General features: G+C 71.9%; 13 protein-coding genes. 9 read left to right on the top strand and 4 right to left on the bottom strand.

All coding sequences use genetic code 11. The annotated features are described in order from the left end of the window. Positions 1 to 5 precede the first annotated feature (5 nt). Positions 6 to 884, bottom strand: a complete 879-nt coding sequence (locus ACFSDF_RS10050; protein WP_167248820.1) for a DMT family transporter — start codon at positions 882 to 884, stop codon at positions 6 to 8. Between the two features lie 78 nt (positions 885 to 962). Between ACFSDF_RS10050 and ACFSDF_RS10045 the strand changes: the two genes are divergently transcribed. From ACFSDF_RS10045 to ACFSDF_RS10015, 7 genes are all read left to right on the top strand, one after another. After that, positions 963 to 1,517: a hypothetical protein gene (locus ACFSDF_RS10045; RefSeq protein WP_167248822.1), complete on the top strand. Its 555-nt coding sequence runs from the start codon at positions 963 to 965 to the stop codon at positions 1,515 to 1,517. Next, on the top strand, positions 1,514 to 3,799 hold the full coding sequence (locus tag ACFSDF_RS10040) for an FdhF/YdeP family oxidoreductase (RefSeq protein ID WP_167001971.1): 2,286 nt from the start codon (positions 1,514 to 1,516) through the stop codon (positions 3,797 to 3,799). Before ACFSDF_RS10045 ends, ACFSDF_RS10040 begins: the two co-directional genes overlap by 4 nt. A 94-nt stretch (positions 3,800 to 3,893) precedes the next feature. Next, on the top strand, positions 3,894 to 4,685 hold the full coding sequence (locus ACFSDF_RS10035; RefSeq protein ID WP_167001969.1) for a hypothetical protein: 792 nt from the start codon (positions 3,894 to 3,896) through the stop codon (positions 4,683 to 4,685). Positions 4,686 to 4,787: 102 nt separating this feature from the next. Then, positions 4,788 to 6,035 carry a magnesium transporter MgtE N-terminal domain-containing protein gene (locus ACFSDF_RS10030; protein WP_243842899.1) on the top strand — a complete coding sequence of 416 codons (1,248 nt, stop codon included), beginning with the start codon at positions 4,788 to 4,790 and terminating at the stop codon, positions 6,033 to 6,035. After that, entirely contained in the window at positions 6,032 to 6,577 is a 546-nt protein-coding gene (locus ACFSDF_RS10025) for a DUF1003 domain-containing protein (protein WP_167001967.1), read from the top strand. The genes ACFSDF_RS10030 and ACFSDF_RS10025 overlap by 4 nt, the downstream gene beginning before the upstream one ends. A 28-nt stretch (positions 6,578 to 6,605) precedes the next feature. Then, the gene (locus ACFSDF_RS10020) at positions 6,606 to 7,751 is read left to right on the top strand and encodes an Mrp/NBP35 family ATP-binding protein (protein WP_167001965.1); all 1,146 of its coding nucleotides are present in this window, start codon (positions 6,606 to 6,608) and stop codon (positions 7,749 to 7,751) included. 31 nt (positions 7,752 to 7,782) lie between these two features. Continuing rightward, complete coding sequence (locus tag ACFSDF_RS10015; RefSeq protein ID WP_167001963.1) at positions 7,783 to 8,130, top strand: sec-independent translocase; 348 nt, start codon at positions 7,783 to 7,785, stop codon at positions 8,128 to 8,130. On the opposite strand, the gene ACFSDF_RS10010 is transcribed toward ACFSDF_RS10015, so the two are convergent. Together ACFSDF_RS10010 and sigE are read right to left on the bottom strand one after the other, a co-directional pair. Continuing rightward, entirely contained in the window at positions 8,131 to 9,486 is a 1,356-nt protein-coding gene (locus ACFSDF_RS10010; RefSeq protein ID WP_182397143.1) for a zf-HC2 domain-containing protein, read from the bottom strand. After that, positions 9,486 to 10,091 (bottom strand): RNA polymerase sigma factor SigE, encoded by a 606-nt coding sequence (gene sigE, locus ACFSDF_RS10005; protein WP_377157356.1) that lies wholly within the window; start codon positions 10,089 to 10,091, stop codon positions 9,486 to 9,488. Before sigE ends, ACFSDF_RS10010 begins: the two co-directional genes overlap by 1 nt. 250 nt (positions 10,092 to 10,341) lie before the next feature. On the opposite strand from sigE, the gene ACFSDF_RS10000 reads away from it, so the two are divergent. Next, complete coding sequence (locus tag ACFSDF_RS10000) at positions 10,342 to 10,983, top strand: O-methyltransferase (protein WP_243842928.1); 642 nt, start codon at positions 10,342 to 10,344, stop codon at positions 10,981 to 10,983. A gap of 7 nt (positions 10,984 to 10,990) precedes the next feature. Here the strand turns inward: ACFSDF_RS10000 and ACFSDF_RS09995 are convergent, their stop codons facing one another. Then, the gene (locus tag ACFSDF_RS09995; RefSeq protein ID WP_377157354.1) at positions 10,991 to 13,741 is read right to left on the bottom strand and encodes an AAA family ATPase; all 2,751 of its coding nucleotides are present in this window, start codon (positions 13,739 to 13,741) and stop codon (positions 10,991 to 10,993) included. 126 nt (positions 13,742 to 13,867) lie between these two features. Between ACFSDF_RS09995 and ACFSDF_RS09990 the strand changes: the two genes are divergently transcribed. Further along, positions 13,868 to 14,908: class I SAM-dependent methyltransferase (locus tag ACFSDF_RS09990; RefSeq protein ID WP_377157352.1), on the top strand; the 1,041-nt coding region annotated here is incomplete at its 3' end.

The following is a 14,908-nucleotide window of genomic DNA, read 5'->3' as shown; positions in this document are numbered from 1 at the left end:
CTGCCTCAGTCGGAGTCCGGGACGTCTGTACGACGCGGTGGCCGGCGCGTGACGACGACCGCGAGGCCGGCGAGGATCAGTCCCAGCCCCACGTAAACGCCCATCCCCGGCGCCTGTCCGAGCAGCGCCGCCGCGAGCAGGGCAGCGCCGGGCACCTCGAGCAGCAGGAGCAGCGAGACGAGCATCGGGCTCATCACGGCGAGCAGGTGGTTGATCACCGAGTGCCCGAGCAGCTGCGCGGTGACCGTGACCGCGATGATCCCGGCCCATGCTCCCGCCCCGAACCCCGTCAACGGCACTCCCCCGACGAGGCACGCCACCAGGAGAAGGACGGCGCAGACGCCGTAGCAGAGCAGCGTGTACGAGGTCGTCGTGAGCGTCTCGCGCGCCCGCGCCCCCGTCACGGTGTAGATCGCGGCGCTGAGCCCGCCGACCACGGCCAGCAGGTCGCCGACCAGCGCGTCCCGCGAGAGGGCCAGGTCGACTCCGGTGATCACGAGGACGCCCCCGAACGAGATCAGCAGCCCCAGGACGACGGTGAGCGGGATGCGCGTCCCGCGCAGCCGTCCGATCAGCGCGACCCAGCCGACCTGCATCGAGACCAGCGCCGTCGCCGCGGCGACGGACGTCAGCTTGAGCGCGCTGACCCACGTCGCGAAGTGCACGGCCAGCGCCACGCCCGCGAGGACGCAGGTTCGGACGTCGGCGCGGGTCAGCGACCGCAGCTCGCGCCGGTTCCGGGTGGCGGCCACCGGGAGCAGGACGACCTCGGCCAGCGCGTTGCGCCAGAACGCGATCGCGAGCGCCGGCGCCTGTGTCCCGGCCATCAGGGGGCCGGACAGGGAGACGCCGAGCACGGCGACCGTGGCCAGGAGGACGTTCACGTCCGCAGTATGCGCTGCCGTACGGGCCCGTGGGTCGAAGCCCTGTGTCCTGGCGGAGAGAGGCCTATGCTGGCGCTCATGGACCCCGCCGAGCCGTCCGACGAAGAGTTTGACGCCCTCTTTCGCAGGGCGTTCGTCGCCGAGGTCGCCAAGAAGTCGGGCCTGATGTGGATCGTGTACGACGGCACGTGGCACCCCGTCTGGCACGCGTGGCTCGAGGACGCGGCGTGCGTCGTGGCCGGTGGTGACGAGCAGCCGCTCCCGGGGATCAAAGAACAGCCCGACGTCGTGCTCGACCTGCGGGCGAAGTCGACGCGCGCCCAGGTCGCCCAGGTCCGCGCGACAATCGAGGTCATCGACCCGGAGCACCCCGACTGGGTCGAGGTGACGGCGCTGCTGGCCTCGGAGCGGCTCAACCTCTTCGAGCCCGACGAGGCGGTCGCGCGCTGGGCCCGCGAGTGCGTCGTCGTCCGTCTCCGCCCGACGGACCTCCTCGCGTCGCCCGGCCATCTCGGACACTCCGACCAGCGCCAGCAGCCGCTCGAGTCCCCTGCCCGTACGGTCCGCGGGCGCCCGTTCGCGCTCCACCGCCAGCGCCGCGCCCCGCACCTGTCGCCCCGGAGCGAGTCGTGAGCGAGCCACCGGCACCCGAGCCAGACCTGGAGGTCAGCCACCCCAAGCACGCCGCCGCCGGGGTCACGGGTGTCGCTGTCGCGCTCGACCGTGCCGTCCGCGCCATGGGGCCGGTCCGCGCGACGAAGACGCTGCGCCGTCTCAACCAGGTCGGCGGCTTCGACTGCCCGAGCTGTGCGTGGCCCGACCCGGAGCACCGCTCGGTCGCGGAGTTCTGCGAGAACGGCGCAAAGGCGGTCGCCGAGGAGGCCACCCGGGCCCGCGCGACGCCGGACTTCTTCGCGCGCCACTCGATCGCCGACCTCGACGCCCACGACGAGCTGTGGCTGGGTCAGCAGGGCCGCCTCACGCACCCGATGGTGAAGCGCCCGGGCGCGACGCACTACGAGCCGATCGGCTGGCACGACGCGTTCGCGCTGGTCGCCGACCATCTGAACGCGCTCGACTCCCCCGACCAGGCGGCGTTCTACACCTCGGGGCGCACCTCCAACGAGGCCGCGTACTCCTACCAGCTCTTCGTCCGCGCCTTCGGCACCAACAACCTCCCCGACTGCTCCAACATGTGCCACGAGTCGACGAGCGTGGCGCTGCTCGAGACGATCGGCATCGGCAAGGGCAGCGTGCAGCTGCGCGACCTGTACGACGCGAAGCTGATCGTGGTCGCCGGCCAGAACCCCGGCACCAACCACCCCCGCATGCTGTCGGCCCTGGAGACCGCCAAGCGGCGTGGCGCCAAGATCCTCAGCATCAACCCGTTGCGCGAGACCGGGCTGGTCGCCTTCAAGAACCCCCAGAAGCCCCGTGGTGTCGTCGGCTCCGGGACGCCGCTGGCCGACCTGCACCTGCCCGTACGAGTCAACGGCGACCTCGCGCTGCTCCAGGCGATCGGCGCGCTGCTCGTGGAGTGGGACGCGATCGACCATGTGTTCGTCGCGCAGCACACGACCGGGTACGCCGCGTGGGCCGCGCACGTCAGCGCGGTCGACTGGGACGTCGTCGAGGTGGCGACCGGCCTGTCGCGCGCGCAGATCACCGAGGCCGCCCAGATGCTGCGCGAGTCGGACGCGACGATCTGGTGCTGGGCGATGGGTCTGACCCAGCACCGCAACGCGGTCGCCACGATCAAGGAGGTCGTCAACCTCGCGCTCGTCCGCGGCGACCTCGGGCGGCGCGGCGCCGGGCTCTGCCCCGTACGCGGCCACTCGAACGTCCAGGGCGACCGTTCCATGGGCATCTGGGAGCGCCCGCCGCAGCACTTCCTCGACGCGCTCGCGGCCGAGTACGACTTCGCGCCGCCCCGCGAGCCCGGCTACGACACCGTCGACACCATCCGCGCGATGCGCGACGGCCTGGTCTCGGTCTTCGTCGCGCTCGGCGGCAACTTCGTCCACGCCGCTCCGGACACCGACGTGACCGCGGACGCGCTGCGCCGTACCGACCTGACCGTCCACGTCGCCACCAAGCTCAACCGCTCGCACCTCGTGTGCGGGCGGACCGCGCTGATCCTGCCGACGCTCGGCCGTACCGAGATCGACCGCCGGCCGTCCGGTGAACAGCACGTGACCGTCGAGGACTCGATGTCGGTCGTGCACTCCTCCCGCGGCAACCTGGAGCCGGCAAGCGAGATGCTCCTGTCCGAGACGGCGATCGTCTCGCACCTGGCCGAGGAGACGCTGTCGCGCCGCGCGTCGGCGCCGGTGATCCCGTGGGCGCAGATGCGCGACGACTACACCGTGGTGCGCCAGCACATCGCGCGCGTCGTGCCGGGGTGTGCGGGGTACGACGTCAACACCGAGCGTCAGGGCGGCTTCGTCATGCCGCACCCGCCGCGCGACTCGCTGACGTTCGCGACCCGTGAGCGCGCTGCGGTGCTCACCGTGTCGCCGATCGAGGTGCTGCACGTGCCCGACGGTCACCTGCTCCTGCAGACGCTGCGCAGCCACGACCAGTTCAACACGACGATCTATGGGCTGTCCGACCGCTACCGCGGCATCGAGGGTGGTCGCCGAGTGGTGTTCGTGCACCGCGAGGACCTCGCCGCGCAGGCCCTGGACGACGGCGCGGTCGTCGACGTCGTCTCGGTCTGGTCGGACGGGTCGACCCGCCGCGTCACGGACTTCAGGACGGTCGCGTACGACGTGCCGCGTGGCACCGCCGCGGCGTACTACCCGGAGACGAACCCGCTCGTCCCGCTCGACTCCGTCGCCCTCGGCTCCAACACCCCGACATCGAAGTCCGTCGTGGTCCGTCTCGAACCCCTGGGTTCCGCCCGCACTCGTTGAAGCCTCTACCACCAAGAAGTGGGTTCGACCTGCACCTTTCATGGGTTATGTTGCTGTCGCACTATTCGTCTTGCCCCAGGAAGGCACCCCCTCTGTGAAGACCCTCCTCAAGAGCGCCGCGGTCACCATGACCGGCGCCGCGCTCGTCTTCTCGGGCGCCCTGCTCGCGCCGGCGTCCGCTGCGATCGACATCACCCCGCAGTCGGCCAACGCGCGGTCGGCCGCAGGCCCGCTCGACATCTCTCGGATCAACGTCGGCTACAGCTACGGTGGCTCGGCGATCAACGCCTCGACCAAGACCGTCAAGGTTGGCACCGTGGGCCAGGTCGTCAACGGCGCCCTGCTGGGCCAGTACGGCAACGCCAAGGTCTACGCCGACGTCTACCGCGGCTCGACCAAGCTGCAGAGCAACCTCCAGATCGCGTACGTCTCGTCCTCGGGCTACACGTGGGCCGAGACCTCGTTCTCGTTCCGCAACGGATGGGGCCGCGGCGCGTTCCGCATCGCCAACGTCCGGGTCACCTGGTACGACGGCACGAACACCTACACGGCGACCGATCCGAGCGTCGCCGGCGGCGGTTTCGCGATCAAGTCCGACCTCCGTGCGTCGGGCAACATCCGCAGCTGGTCCAACTCCAGCCGCAAGGTCGCCAAGATCACGCTGAAGAAGTACAACACCAACGGCAAGTGGGGCCGCTACAAGACCAAGGTCGTCCTGCAGCGCAAGGCCGGCGGCAAGTGGAAGAAGGTCAAGACCCTCAAGCTCAACCGCAAGGGCAAGGTGACCTACTCCTTCCGCAGCTCGAAGCGCTACAAGTACCGCTTCGTCGTCAAGGGAACGCGCACCACCTCGGCCGGTATCTTCACCACCAGCGGCAAGAGCTGATCTCGCGCTCACCCGGCAGCATCCGACGCCCCGTCACCGCACTGCGGTGGCGGGGTGTCGTACGTGCGCGGGTGAGGGGGCTTCCGGGTCTAGGCTGACCCCGTGACCTCGACGAGCCGCATCTTCCTCGCCAGGCTGGCCGGGCACGCCGTCTTCGACCCCGCGGGGGACCAGGTGGGCAAGCTGCGCGACGTCGTCGTCACGCAGCGCAGCGCCGGCCGGCTCCCCCGAGTGCTGGGGCTGGTGATCGAGGTGCTCGGCCGTCGACGCGTGTTCCTGCCGATGACCCGCGTGACGTCCCTCGAGGGTGGCCAGATCATCACGACGGGCGTGCTGAACCTCCGGCGGTTCGAGCAACGCCAGACCGAGACGCTCGTGTTCGGCGAGCTGTTCGACCGTACGGTCCGCGTGCCGTCGCAGGAGCTCGAGGGCATCGTGTACGACGTCGCGATGGAGCAGGACCGCACCCACGACTGGTATCTCACCGACGTCGCGGTCCGCGAGCGCTCCAAGAGGTTCAGCCGCCGGGGCCACGGGGTCGTCGTGGCCTGGAACGACGTGGCCGACCTCGCGGGCGAGCAGCCGTCCCAGGGGGCCACTCACCTGCTCGCGACGATGGACACGATGCGCCCCGCTGACCTCGCCAACGCGCTGCGCGAGCTCCCGATCCAGCGCCGCACGCAGATCGCCGCCGAGCTCGACGACGAGAGGCTCGCCGACGTCCTCGAGGAGATGCCCGAGGTCGCCCAGGTCGAGATCCTCGGACGCCTCGATCCCGAGCGCGCCGCGGACGTCCTCGAGGAGATGTCGCCCGACGACGCCGCCGACGTCATCGCCGAGCTCCCGCTCGCGACGGCCGAGGAGCTCCTCGCGCTCATGGAGCCCGAGGAGGCCGACGACGTACGCCGCCTCATGGTCTACGAGGAGGGCACGGCCGGTGGTCTGATGACCTCCGACGCCGTGATCCTGCCGCCGGACGCGACGCTGGCCGAGTGCCTGGCCCGCATCCGCGAGCCCGAGCTGTCGCCGTCGCTGGCCGCGCTCGTGTACGTCGCCCGTCCTCCGGTCGAGACGCCGACCGGGCGGTTCCTCGGGATCGTGCACTTCCAGCACCTGCTCCGCGAGCCCCCGTCGTCGCTGGTCGGTTCGATCGCCGTCAACGACATCGACTGGCCGCGTCCCGACACCTCCTTGCACGAGGTCGCCCGCATCCTCGCCACGTACAACCTCGTCGCCTGCCCGGTCGTCGACGAGTCCCAGCACCTGGTCGGCGCGATCACCGTCGACGACGTCCTCGACGAGCTGCTGCCCGAAGGCTGGCGCGACCACGAGTCCGAGGTGGCGCGATGAGCGACCGCGACGACCGCCGCGTCCGTCTCGACCAGCCCCGCGAGGCCGGCCGGGGCTGGCGGCGCGAGGGCCGTCGCCGGATGGACGCGGAGTCGTTCGGCAAGTTCGCCGAGGGCTTCGCGCGGTTCATGGGGACGGCGACGTTCATCGCCTGGATGACCGTCTTCGTCGCCGCCTGGTTCCTCTGGAACACGCTGGCTCCCGACGATCTGCGCTTCGACCCGTTCCCGTTCATCTTCCTCACGCTGATGCTGTCGCTCCAGGCCTCGTACGCGGCCCCGCTCATCCTGCTCGCCCAGAACCGGCAGGAGGCCCGTGACCGGGTCACCCAGGAGCAGGACCGCGAGCAGACCGCTCGTGCGCACGCCGATATGCAGTTCCTCGCCCGCGAGGTCGCGAGCCTGCGGCTGGCGCTGGGCGAGGTGGCGACGCGCGACTTCATGCGCTCGGAGCTGCGCGGGCTGGTCAGCGACATCGAGGAGCGCCTCGCGGGGCCCGAGGACGAGCAGGCCGACGGCCAGGTCGACCCGACGCCGAGGTGACTTCCCCCACGCACGTAGCATCGATGTCATGGCCGTAGAGACCGTCGTGAACCCGGACGCCGTCAACGACGCGCTGTCCACCGTCAACGACCCCGAGATCCGCCGTCCGATCACCGAGATCGGCATGGTCGAAGGCGTCGACATCGACGGCGGCAACGTCATCGTGCACCTGCTGCTCACGGTCGCCGGCTGTCCGCTCAAGGACACCCTCACGCGTGACGTCACCGCCGCGGTCATGAAGGTCGCCGGCGTCACCGACGTCGTCGTCGACATGGGCGTGATGAACGACGAGCAGCGCAAGAACCTGCAAGAGGTGCTGCGCGGCGGCCAGACGCAGCGCGAGATCCCCTTCGCCAAACCGGGCTCGCTCACCAAGGTGTACGCGATCGCCTCCGGCAAGGGCGGCGTCGGCAAGTCTTCGGTCACCGTCAGCCTCGCCGCGGCGCTGGCTGCGCAGGGCCTCAAGGTCGGCATCGTGGACGCCGACATCTATGGCCACTCGATCCCCGACATGCTCGGCGTCGGCGACGCCCGTCCGACCCAGGTCGAGGACATGATCATGCCCGTCCCGGTCCGCGGGATGCTGGTGATGAGCATCGGCATGCTCAAGCCCCGCAAGGACCAGGTCGTCGCGTGGCGTGGCCCGATGCTCGACCGCGCACTTGTCCAGATGCTCTCCGACGTCTACTGGGGCGACCTCGACGCGCTGCTGCTGGACCTGCCTCCGGGCACCGGTGACATGGCGATCAGCCTCGGCCAGCACCTGCCGAACGCCGAGGTCGTCGTCGTCACCACCCCGCAGGACGCCGCCGCCTCGGTGGCCGAGCGCGCGGGCACGATGGCCTCGATGATGCACCAGCGCGTCGTCGGCGTCGTCGAGAACATGTCGTGGCTCGAGCTCCCCAACGGCGAGCGCATGGAGGTCTTCGGCTCCGGTGGCGGCCAGAAGGTCGCCACGACGCTGAGCCAGCGCCTGGGGTACGACGTGCCGCTTCTCGGCCAGATCCCCCTCGACGAGCAGATGCGGGTCGGCGGAGACGCCGGCGTGCCGATCGTCGACTCGGCCCCGCAGAGCCCCGCAGGCAAGGCGCTCACGCAGATCGCGTCGACATTGTCGGGCCGTACACGCGGTCTTGCCGGCATGCAGCTCGGGCTCGCGCCGACCGGTCGCTGACCGTACGCCTCATCGCGGCTAGGCTTCGCGCATGTTCAGCGACATCGGCGTAGCGGAGATCCTCGTGATCGCCATCGTCGCGATCGTGGTGTTCGGGCCCGACCGCTTGCCCGACTTTGCACGGCAGCTCGGACGCTTCGTCCGTACGGTCCGCCAGATGGCCGACAACGCGAAGTCCGACCTCCAGCGCGAGATGGGCGATGACTTCACGACGCTGCGCGACGAGCTCAAGGGCCTCGACCCGCGCGAGATGGTCAAAGGGGCAGTCGACGACGACGAGTCGGCAACCCCGTCGGCCCCGTCAGGAACGACGGCGTCGCCGGCCCAGAAGCGTCTCGAGCCGGGCGAGCCGCCGCCGTTCGACGTCGACGCGACCTGATCAGCGCGTCGGGCTCTCGCCCGGGGTCACCCAGGACGTGAGCCGGGCCAGCCCCGTACGGACGCGGTCGAGCGCGCCGTCTCGACGCGGCTGCTGAGGCAGGTGGTCGAACGCCTCGCGGAGGCGGTCGACAGGGCCGTCGGTGACGACCGTGAAGACGATGCCCTGCGAGTCCCAGGTGGCGACCGACGGCGTCCCCGGCCGGACCCACACCGACGTCCCTGCGACGTTCCTGTGCTGGAATCCCGCGGTGGCGCTGTCGTCGAGCGCGCCGTTCTGCTCATAGACCGTGAGGGTCGAGACGCCGTCCGTGTAGGTGAGAGCGATCGCCTTGTCGCCGGCGAGATCGACCCAGCGGGCGGAGACGCGCTCGAGCGCGGTGCCGAGCCGGTCGTGGCACGGCCACCCGACCGAGGCGAGCTCGTGGATCGTGGCCGCATCAATCCGATCGGCGAGGGACGCCCTCATCGGCGTCCCGTCGACGGCGCTCTCGCCGGAAGCCGCCTCGCGGGACGCCTGCGCGTCGGAAGCATCCTCGACGACGGAGTCCACCGACGCCGGGATCGCCGGCATGGCGGCCTGCACGCCCGTCTCTCGCGAGACGGGCAAGATCGCGCGCAGCGCCGCGTCGTCGCGCGCCGACTGCGCGTAGCGCACGACCCGCTGGAGCCGCCCCTCGACATCGTCGAGGATGTACGAGGCGATGCGGTGGCCGGCAGAAGCAACGACCACCTCGGTGCGCCCGGGCACGTCCGACGGCGCGACGGACAGGTCGTAGCGGTGGGCCAGGAGGCGGACGCTGACCGCGGACCCCAGCGCCTGCTCGAGGAGCGAGACCGCCTCGGCGGAATCGGTGCTCGCCGGAGCGATCGCATGCCCCGGGGCGATCGCCAGGGAGACCTCCGTGCCGGGGTCGGTCGCGGAGGAGCGGACAGTCTGCTGGACGGGATCGGCCTCGCCGCGGAACTGCGCGACGAACCGGTCGACCGGTGGCAGGACGGTGTCCACGGGAGCGTGGGGCGCGCCCACGACGTAGGCGAGCCCGACCAGCACGGCCGAGGCGCCGGACGCGGCGATCGACGCCCGCAGGAGGGCGTGGTCGAAGAGCAGGTGCAGGCGTGAGGGGGGCGCGGCCGCAGCGAGGCGCGTCGGGTCGGACAGCGCCGACAGCAGGCTCGTGGACGGCGTCGGCGCAGCCGCCCCGAGCCCGGTCATCCGGCGCTTGAGCGTGCGCTGGGCGAGCACGGCCTCGCGGCACGCCTCGCAGGCCGCGAGGTGGTCCTGGGCACGCTCCGCCTCGTCGGGGGGCAGCTGCCCGTCGACGAAGGCGGCGACGCGATCTCCCAGGTGTGCCATCAGCGCGGCGCCACCACCGGGTCAAGAGGGCCGGCGAACCGGGTCCGGGAGCCGGACGGCGCGCGGTGCTCGAGGGAGACGCGCAACTGCTTGCGCCCGCGGTGGATGCGGGAGCGGACGGTCCCGAGCTTGACCCCGAGGACGTCGGCGATCTCCTCGTACGACAGTCCTTCGATGTCGCAGAGGACAACGGCGACGCGGAACTCGTCGGGCAGCGCCGCCAGGGCGCCCTCCACGTCGGCGTCGAGCGTCGCGTCGTTCCAGACCCGCTCGGGCGAGGGGTCGGCAGCTGTCAGGCGCTCCTCGGCGCCCTCGGCGAAGCGGTCGAAGCGGAACTTCGACTTCCGGCGAACGCGGTCGAGGAACAGGTTCGTCGTGATGCGGTGGATCCAACCCTCGAAGGAGCCGGGCTTGAACGAGTCGAGGGAGCGGAACACACGGATGAAGACCTCTTGGGTGAGGTCCTCGGCGTCGTGCTGGTTGCCGGTGAGGCGGTAGGCGAGCCGGAAGACACGCGCGGAGTGCTGCTCCACGATCTCTTCCCAGGTGCCGACGCCCCCGTCGTTCGAGGGCTGGGTGTCGGCGGGCTGCGTGGTCGTGCCCATCGTCTGACGACCTCCTGTGTTGGTCGGACCCTGATCGTCTCCCAACAATCTGAGACAACGATGAGACGGCCCTGGAGGTTCCCTATGACGCCGATCCGCTCTTCTGCGGCCCGACGTGGCGCATCTCACACGCCGTCGGAGCGCGGGACGCCACGTCTGTCGTTCCGGTCCACGGTGCCCGGCCGGACCGTCCTGATGCCCTAGGCTGTGGCGCAGTGCCGGGTGTCCCGGCGTCCGAGAGGAGTTCGTCATCGCCACCGCGATCACACCGCAGAGCTGGCTTTACGCCGAGGAGTTCGTCATCGAGGACGAGCACCTGCTCAACGCTCGCGCGCGTGCGGACGAGGTCGGCGTCGCCCCGATCGGACCGGGCGGAGGCGCCGCTCTGCGGCTGCTCGCCTCCGTCTCCGGCGCCGGAGCCGTCGTCGAGGTCGGGACCGGCACGGGGGTCTCCGGTCTCTGGCTGCTGCGCGGGATGCGCCCTGATGGCGTCCTCACCTCGGTGGACCGCGAGGCCGAGCACCAGCGTCTGGCTCGTGCCACGCTGACCGAGGCAGGCATCGCTCCCAACCGCTTCCGACTCATCTCCGGCTCCGCGCTCGACGTGCTGCCCCGGCTCGCCGATGGCGGCTACGACCTGGTGTTCGTCGACGCCGACAAGCGCGACTACCCGCTCTTCGTCGAGGAGGCGGTACGCCTGCTGCGCCCCGGTGGCGTGCTGGCGTTCGACAACGCGCTCTGGCACGACCGCGTCGCCGATCCGGCGCGTCGCGACGAGGACACGGTGGCCATCCGCGAGCTCGGCAAGGCGCTGCTCGACGACGAGCGGTTCCTCCCGGCGCTGCTGCCGGTGGGCGACGGTCTGCTCGTCGCCCAGCGACGCGCGAGCTGAGCCACCCTCACTGCCGCAGCTCGGCGTCCTCACTGAGCCGTTCGGCCAGCTCGGCGCGCGAGGAGATCCCGAGCTTGATGTAGACGTGCCGCAGGTGGTACTCGACGGTCTTGGGGCTCAGGAAGAGCGCCGCGGCCGCCTCTCTCGTCGTCCGTCCGTCGCCCAGCAACCGGGCCACTTGCAGCTCCTGGGGCGTCAGCGGCTGCTCGGCCCCGACCGCGCGGCGCTGCGCGCGCTCCCCTGTGGCCGCGAGCTCGGCCGACGCCTGCTCGGCCCACGGGGCGGCCGTGAGGCGGTCGAAGGTGTCGAGGGCCTCGCGCAGGACCGTCCGAGCCTCGGTCCGCCGCCGCGCGCGCCGCAGATAAGCCCCGTACGCCAGCTGGGTCCGGGCCCGCTCGTACGTGTCGGGGCTGTGGGCATGCTGCGCCAGCGCGGCCTCGTACCGCTCCTCGGGGTCGATCCCGACGAGCGCGACCGCCCGGTGTGCGCGGGCCTGCGACCAGGGCTGGCCCTTGGCGTCGGCGAGCGCCTCGAACGCGACCGCTTCCGCGTGCGCGGCGCCGACCTCGCCCACCCGCAGGAGGCAGTCCACGAGCTCGGGCGCCGGTGACAGGTCGGCATCGTCGACGCCGAGGTGCCGTACGAGGGACTGCTGGTCGCGGTAGGAGGTGACGGCGTCGTCGTACCGGCCGAGGCCCGCGGCGAGGTCGCCCCACGCGAACCGCAGCCACGTACGACCGAAGTTGAGCCGGCTGCGCACGCACTGGCGTTCGGCCTCCTCCGCCTCCGCCCGCATCTCGTCCTCACGACCGCGACGGGCGAGCAGCCAGGCGAGGCCCGCGTGGGAGATCGCCTCGTCGGTGCGCTGGCCGGACTCGCGGGCGAGAGCGATCGCCTCGCGGTACGCGGCCTCCGCCGAGGTCCAGCGGTCGGTCGCCGCGTCGTCGCGCGCCGCGTGGAACAGCAGGAAGGGCAACGTTCCTGCGGCCGCCTGCTCGCGCGCGTCGGTCACGACCGCCTCCACCAGCGCCCTCGCCTCGCCCGACTCGCGCAGCCACATCGGGCCGAGCAGCACCCAGGCCCGCCAGCGCGGGTCGTCGACGAGGTCACCGGTGCCCGACGCCGACACGGCCCGCCGGATCCGCTCGGCTCCTGCGTCTCCCTCGCCGATGATCACGCGGCCGATGCCCGCGGCGAGGTCACCGAGGATCCGGCTGCGTGGATGCTCGGTCCTGTCCTGGTAGGCGTCGAGCCGCGTGAGGACGGTACGGACGGCCGCCGCATCGCCCAGGTAGACGCAGGCGTACACCGCCTCGGCGAGCAGGAGCACCGCCAGATCGGGGTCGTCGGCAGAGATCGGGAGCGACGCCTCGAGCAGGAGGTCACGCGCCTCGACGAGCGAGCCGCACCTCGCGCTGACCACGCCGCGCAGCGCGAGGGCCCGGCGTCGCGCCTGCTCGTCCGGCGCCGCGGCGACCGCCTCACCGAAGATCTCGAGCGCGCGGTCCGCGAGGCCGCCGAGCCAGGCGTGCTCCCCCGCCAGCGTGAGGCGCCGGGCGCGCTCGCCCGCATCGGCGCTCGCGTGCGCCGCACGCTCGCCCCAGCCCGAGGCGACCGCGTACGCGCGCCTGCGGGCCGCTGAGGCGGTCGCCTCGTCGAGCACCGTCGCCGCGTCCGTGTCGGCCCCGATCGTCGACGCGGAGATGTGGAGCGCGCGCCGGTCGAGATCACCGGCGGGCAGCACCTCCGCGAGGGTGCGGTGGAGGCGACGCCGCAACGCAGGGGCGGTCGCCTGCACGAGCGACGCCCGCATCAGGGGATGGAGAAACCGGACCCGGCCGGGCTCCACCTCGACCAGCTCGGCCTCCTCGGCCTCGGCGAGGCGGTCGAGGTCGCTCCCTGCCGCCGCGCATGCTCTCCCGACGGTCGCGAGGTCGAGGTCACCCGCGAGCGCGGCGACGGTCAGCGCGGTCCGTGCGGGAGGGCTCAGAGCGTCCAGCCGGCCCGTGAAGGCCTGCTCGATGAGCCGCGGCACCGGCACCGCACCGAGGTCTCGCGCCAGCAGGTCGGGGCGGCGGGCCATCTCGAGCGCCGCCAACGGGTTGCCGCCGCTGACGACGTGCAGCCGGTCGACCTGCGTGGACGACAGCCCGCGCGGGGCGACGAGCGTACGGCACTCGTCGTGCGTCAGGCCGCCCAGGTCGAGCCGGTCGAGATCGGCCACGAGCTCGTCGACCCCTTCGCCGGGCCGTGCCGCGAGGACGACCGCGACGGAGTCGGTGAGGAGGCGGCGTGCGGCGAACAGGATCGCGTCGACCGACGGCCGGTCGAGGTGGTGCAGGTCGTCCACGAGCAGCAGCAGCGGGTGGTCCTCGGCCGCACGGCTCACCAGCCCCAGGGTCGCCGCGGAGACCGCGAACCTCTCGCCCGGGCCCGCCGGCCCGTTGCCCCGCTCCCCGGGCTGGAGGGCGAGCGCCTGCGCGAGCGCGTCGGCCTGCACCGCCGGCAGCGTGTCGAGGTGGCCGAGCACCGGACGGAGCAGCTGCGCCAGCCCGGCGAACGGCAGGTCGCGCTCCGGCTCGGCGCCAGCGGCCGCGAGGACGTGCAGATCGGCGGCGGTCTCACGCGTCTGGTCGAGCAGCGTCGACTTGCCGATCCCCGCCTCTCCGAGGACGACGAGGACACCGCTGGACCCGCGCCGAGCGCGCGCCAGCAGGTCCGCGATCGCGGCCGACTCCCGCGCTCGTCCGACGAGCATGCTCCGAGGCTAGCCATCCGCGAGGCCGTGCCGGGCCGGTTTGGGACCAGGGGGGTCACCTGATGCGACGGGCCGCTGCCCGCTCCTAGCGTTCACGGCATCGCACAGCTCACCTAGGAGGGTGACATGACCGCACAGATCGACACAGAGCCGATCGACGAAGGCGTCCTGATGGGGTTCGTCTTCCGGGCAGTCGACGAGGTGGGGGCGACGCTCAACGCCGCCCTGGTAGTGCTCGGAGACAAGCTCGGCTACTACCGCGCGCTGGCCGACGGCGGCGCACTCACACCGTCGGAGCTCGCCGAACGCACCGGGACGGCCGAGCCGTACGCCCGGGAGTGGCTCAACGCGCAGGCCGCCGGGGACTTCGTCCGGTACGAGCCAGACACCGGCCGCTACGTGCTCCCTGCCGAGCACGCGATCGCGCTCACCGACGAGTCCAGCCCGGCCTTCCTGCCGGGCCTGTTCCAGATCGCGCTCGGCACGGTCGCAGACTCGGCGCACATCGTCGAGGCGGCGCGTGACTCGGCCGGTCTCGGCTGGCACGAGCACAACTCGGACGTCCACGTCGGCTGCGAGCGGTTCTTCCGTCCCAGCTACCTGGCCCACCTGGTCGACGACTGGCTGCCGGCCGCGGGCGCGGCGGACAAGCTCCGTGACGGCGCGACGGTCGCCGACATCGGCTGCGGGCACGGCGCGTCGACGATCCTCATGGCCGAGGCGTTCCCTCGCTCGAGGTTCGTGGGCTCGGACTACCACGCGGCGTCGATCGACGTCGCGCGCGAACGGGCGGAGGCCGCCGGCGTCGCCGACCGGGTGCGGTTCGAGGCGACGTCGGCGCAGAAGCTCGACGAGACCCCGTACGACGTGGTGACGACGTTCGACGCGCTCCACGACATGGGCGACCCCGTCGGCGCCGCCCGGCACGTGCACCGTGCCCTCGCCGACGACGGCGTGTGGATGATCGTCGAGCCGATGGCCGGCGACCGTGTCGAGGACAACCTCAACCCGGTCGGGCGGGCGTACTACGGGTTCTCGACGCTCCTGTGCACCCCGGCGTCGCTGTCGCAGGAGGTCGGCCTGGCGCTGGGGACCCAAGCCGGTCCGGCCAAGATCCGCGAGATCACCTCGGCCGCCGGCTTCTCGCAGTTCGAGTCGGTGGCGCAG

Source organism: Mumia zhuanghuii, assembly GCF_042681565.1.
In the GTDB taxonomy this organism is placed as follows: domain Bacteria; phylum Actinomycetota; class Actinomycetes; order Propionibacteriales; family Nocardioidaceae; genus Mumia.
The sequence above is the reverse complement of the archived record's forward strand: the minus strand, read 5'-3'. Positions and strand labels throughout refer to the sequence as shown.

Coding starts and splice junctions, on each gene's coding strand:
- ACFSDF_RS10045 (WP_167248822.1), top strand. CDS start 963: ATGGACCCCGCCGAGCCGTCCGACGAAGAGTTTGACGCCCTCTTTCGC.
- ACFSDF_RS10025 (WP_167001967.1), top strand. CDS start 6,032: ATGAGCGACCGCGACGACCGCCGCGTCCGTCTCGACCAGCCCCGCGAG.
- ACFSDF_RS10020 (WP_167001965.1), top strand. CDS start 6,606: ATGGCCGTAGAGACCGTCGTGAACCCGGACGCCGTCAACGACGCGCTG.
- ACFSDF_RS10015 (WP_167001963.1), top strand. CDS start 7,783: ATGTTCAGCGACATCGGCGTAGCGGAGATCCTCGTGATCGCCATCGTC.
- ACFSDF_RS10010 (WP_182397143.1), bottom strand. CDS start 9,486: ATGGCACACCTGGGAGATCGCGTCGCCGCCTTCGTCGACGGGCAGCTG.
- sigE (WP_377157356.1), bottom strand. CDS start 10,091: ATGGGCACGACCACGCAGCCCGCCGACACCCAGCCCTCGAACGACGGG.
- ACFSDF_RS09995 (WP_377157354.1), bottom strand. CDS start 13,741: ATGCTCGTCGGACGAGCGCGGGAGTCGGCCGCGATCGCGGACCTGCTG.